This is a genomic window from Dietzia sp. DQ12-76 (assembly GCF_014145045.1).
Classification (GTDB): domain Bacteria; phylum Actinomycetota; class Actinomycetes; order Mycobacteriales; family Mycobacteriaceae; genus Dietzia.
Map to the genome: position 1 here is coordinate 1 of NZ_JAALDV010000529.1, position 4,241 is coordinate 4,241.

Consider the following 4,241-nt stretch of genomic DNA (forward strand, 5'->3'; position numbering starts at 1 on the left):
GGGCGGTGGAGGCGGCGACGCGGGCGACGGTGGGGCCTGACCTGGCGGGCTCTGACCGGCCGGGGTCCGGCCCGGACACCGTGCACTAGGGTGTGGTCGTGCAGAGCAACGGCCACCACTCCCCGCTGCCGCTGGACGAGGACCCCCGCTCGCTGAGCCCGCGGGACCGGGTACGGCCTGGTGACGGGGCCGGCAGGACGGTGATGGACGCGTGGGGTGGCCCGGTCGGGAGGCACGCGGTCGTGGGACGGCAGAGCTTCTGGACCCCACTGCGCGTGATCATGCTGTTCGCGGTGCTGTTCCTGTCCCTCGGGTTCTTCTCCAAGGCCGCGTGCCTGGTCACCACCAGCCCCACCGACGGGTCCGAGCCGGGACTCAACTGGACCGGTCAGCAGTACTACAAGGCCTGCTACGCCGATCCGCTCCCGCTCTACGCGGTGCAGGGCCTGGCCGCGGGCGAGCTGCCCTACCGGTACATGTGGGTGGGTGACGACGGCGGCGTCCGCTACATGGAGTACCCGGTGTTGTCCGGGATGTTCCAGTACGTCACCGCCCAGGCGGCGCAGGCCTGGCACGCCCTCGCCCCCGGCGGCCCCATCGAGGTGGTCAAGTACTTCGTGCTCGGGTGCGTGATCCTGGCGTTCCTGTGGATGGTCGCCGTGTGGGCGACCTACCTGTCGGCCGGGCGCAGACCGTGGGACACGCTGCTCATGGCGGCCAGCCCGCTGATCATCTTCCAGGCCTTCACCAACTACGACCTCATGGCGGTCGCGTTCGCGTCCGTGGCGTTGCTGCTGTGGGCGCGCAGCAGACCGGTGTGGGCGGGCGTCGTCCTGGGTCTCGGCGTGGCGGCCAAACTCTATCCGTTGTTCCTGTTCGGGGCGCTACTGGTGGTGGCGCTCCGGCGTCGGCGTCTCGTGGAGTTGGGCAAGGCGGTCGCGGCGGCGATCGCGGCCTGGCTGGCGGTGAACCTGCCCATCATGATCCCGTTCCCGGAGGGGTGGAGGGAGTTCTTCCGGCTCAACTCGGACCGGCCCGCCAACCCCGAGAGCATCTACGCCGTCATGCAGACCCTGACGGGCTGGGAGGGGTTCGATGCCGGACGCGCCGCCGGCGAGGCGCCCGCCACCCTCAACGCGGTGTCCCTGGCCCTGTTCGCCCTGGGCTGCGTGGCCGTTCTGGTGATCGGCCTCACCGCGCGCACCACCCCGCGGATCGCCCAGTTGGCGTTCCTCATCGTGGCGGTCTTCCTGCTCACCAACAAGGTGTGGAGCCCGCAGTACTCGCTGTGGCTGGTCCCGCTCGCGGTGCTCGCGGTGCCGCGGGCCAGACTGCTGGTGCCGTGGATGGCCTTCGACGCCCTGCTGTGGGTGGCCCACATGTCGTATTTCCACGGGGTCGCCGAGAAGGGGATCGGGGCGGAGACGTTCCACCCGCTCGTTCTGATGCGAGACCTGTTGGTGGTGGCCATCTGCGTGGTGGTGATCCGCGAGATCTACCGGCCGCACCTGGACCTGGTCCGGCTGGCGCACCAGGGGACACCCGAGGGCCCGGACCCACTGGCCGGGGTGCTCGCGGACCCCGGGGAACCGTTGGTGGGGCCACCGGCCGGTGCCGACGACAGGGGCGAGGACCGTGACGACGACGATGACGAGTCCCGCCGGGTCCGTCAGAAGGAGGACACCACCGGATGAGCACCACCGCGATGATCTGGATGTTCCTGTGCATCCTCATCGGATTCGTCTGCATGGTCACCGCCGCCGGCGGGCATCGTGCGGGCTGGCGCCAACCCGTGTGGATCTCCTGGACCGTGGCGGCATTCCTCTTTCTCACGGTCATACCCGTGGCCCTGGCGTTGACGATCGGACTGCGACACGGCTGAGGCGACCGGATCGGTGGTCAGTCGCACAGGTCGAACGGCTCGGTGTCCGGGAAGTGACGGGCCCATTCCTCATCGGTGAGCTGCACCCCGCCCGCGCACGCCTCATCGATCACGCGGCCCACGTCGAGCCGCCACGTCCAGATGGCGCCTTCCGCGCCGACGGCGAGCACATCCCCCTCGGGAGATGCTGCCCGCGCCTGGTAGAGGAGGGCGTCGGTGGTGCCGCCGAGGACGGCCCACGGCTGCGGGAAGTCGGGGTCGGTGATGTCGACGACGGTGACCTGTCCGGTACTCGAGGTGAGCACGAGTCGCGAGTCGTCCGCCGAGAACGCGGCCCAGTAGATCTCACCGGGCGGCGCGATGAAGGAGGACAGTTCGCGAGGGGCTGTGGCGTCGCTCGCATCCCACAGTCGTATGGTCTTGTCGCCCCCCGAGGTGACCATGAGTGGCGAGTCGTGCGCGTATCCCGCCGCCGGCGAGCCGCCGATCCCGGTGGTGAGCCGGTGCGCGAACGAGGGCCTGTCGGGGTCGGTGGTGTCGATGATCACCGTCTCCGGTCCGAGCGTGGGCACGACGAGCTGCCGGGAGTCCGAGGAGAACTCGGCCACCACGCACGGGTCGGGGAGCGGGACGGTCACGCGCAGGCTCGGTCGCGTCGGGTCACTCACGTCGACCAGTCCGAGCTGTCGGTCGGTGTCGCTGCACACGGCCAGCGTGCGACCGTCCGGGCTGAGAGGGGTGGCCACCACGACCCCGTTGACGACGGGCAGGCTCGCGGTCGAGCGCGTCGCGGCGCCGAAGGGGGCGGTGAACAGCTGGATGCCGCCGTCCGCGAGTCCGGCGTAGACCACCCGGCCGTCCGGAGACATGGCGACGGAGCCGCTGAACCTGGTCTCGGGATCGGGGACGACCCGCCCGGTCTCCACCGGTACGGGACCCGTGGTGTCGACGATGGTGTGGTGGAGTTCGGCGGCGGTGACGCCGAGCACCCCGGTCGTCCGATCCGCGGAGGAGCCGGTCTGGAAGATGGAGTTGGACTCGGAGGCCGCACCCAGACGGTCGAGCGGCCAGAGCCTGACGAGGCCGTCGACGGAGTAGGTGAGCAGGTGGTCCTCGTCCATGAACCGTGCCCCGGTGGCGACCTGCGAGGCGGGGAGCTCGATGAGCATCGCGCCGGTGGGCCCGTAGACGCGGATCCTGTCGTCGGACCCCGCGGCCGCGAGTCGCCCCTGGTCGTCGTAGGAGACGTCGTTGACGTAGGCGTTCCACCCGTCGAGGGAGGACAGGGGGCGGGCCCCGGAGAGGTCGCCGCGCTCTATCGCCCACCGTTGGACTGAGCGGTCGGTGGTGCCCGCGGCGATCCGGGTGCCGTCCGGGCTGACGGCGAGGGAGAGCGGGATGGCGACCGGTCCGGTGTCGAGGTCCGGACCGCGCCGTCCGGTTCCGTCGGCCGCCGCGTCGAGGAGGGTCTTGACGCCGAACGTGCGGTTGGTCGCGAGCAGGGTGGAGGAGTCGGACAGCCATGCCAGGGACTCCACCGGCCTGACCGTCTCCGAGCCGGGGTCGGGGGTGGCCACCCTGGCGCCAAGGTCGGTGACCGTGGGGATCCCGCCCCGCTCGGCGATCGGCCAGCGCAGGACGCGTCCGTCGTGTGAGCCGGCGGCGAGCGTCAGGCCGTCGGGTGAGAACGCCACGGAGTGGAACGGGGCGGCGGCCGGTTCCAGCGTGGAGAGCGCCCGAGGCGCCGAGGTGTCCCGGACGTCGACCAGGTAGACCCCTCCCTGCCCGGCCACGGCCAGGACCGCGCCGTCCGGTGAGAGATCGGCGGCGTGGAGTTCGTGTCGGTCACCGGAGGTCAGGCCGAGCGTGGCCCGGGGTGCTCCGCCGTCCTCCCGGAAGATGCGGAGGACGCCGTCGGACCCCACCGCCGTGAAGGTTCCGGTGTCCGGCAGCGGGATCACCCGCCCGCTTCCGGCGGTGGTCTCGTAGCGGAGAGGCACGTCGGCCCTGCTGGTGTTGAGCAGAGCGGACCGGGCCTCGGTGGTGGGGTGGATCCGGTACGCGGCCAGCGCGAGCATCCGGCCGAGGGCGGGGTCGCGATTGAACGCGGTCGCCGACGAGACCGCTCCGGAGCGGGACAATGCGGAATCCCGGGTGTCCTGGGCGGTCGCGGTGGCGCGGAGTGCGAAGCCGGTGGCGGCCAGCGCCAGGACGGTGACCGCCGCGAGGGATGCCGCGAGCGAGGTGAGGGTCCGGATCCGCCTACGGTCCCGCCGTGCGACGGCCTCGTGGTGGGCGGCGGACGCGTCCAGGAAGTCGAGTTCCGAGGGCGAGAGGTGCACCCCGGTCTCCTCGTTGT

General features: G+C 71.4%; 3 protein-coding genes. 2 read left to right on the top strand and 1 reads right to left on the bottom strand.

The window, feature by feature from the left end:
• Window positions 1-98 precede the first annotated feature (98 nt).
• On the top strand, window positions 99-1,694 hold the full coding sequence (locus G6019_RS16135) for a glycosyltransferase family 87 protein (protein WP_309230324.1): 1,596 nt from the start codon (window positions 99-101) through the stop codon (window positions 1,692-1,694).
• Window positions 1,691-1,882 carry a hypothetical protein gene (locus tag G6019_RS16140; RefSeq protein WP_017835239.1) on the top strand — a complete coding sequence of 64 codons (192 nt, stop codon included), beginning with the start codon at window positions 1,691-1,693 and terminating at the stop codon, window positions 1,880-1,882. Before G6019_RS16135 ends, G6019_RS16140 begins: the two co-directional genes overlap by 4 nt.
• 17 nt (window positions 1,883-1,899) lie before the next feature.
• Here G6019_RS16140 and G6019_RS16145 read toward each other — a convergent pair.
• The coding region (locus G6019_RS16145; protein WP_206681839.1) for a WD40 repeat domain-containing protein at window positions 1,900-4,241 on the bottom strand (2,342 nt) is incomplete at its 5' end.

What these genes read in the sequence shown, in the direction of transcription:
- G6019_RS16140 (WP_017835239.1), top strand. Translation starts at nt 1,691, where the DNA reads ATGAGCACCACCGCGATGATCTGGATGTTCCTGTGCATCCTCATCGGA.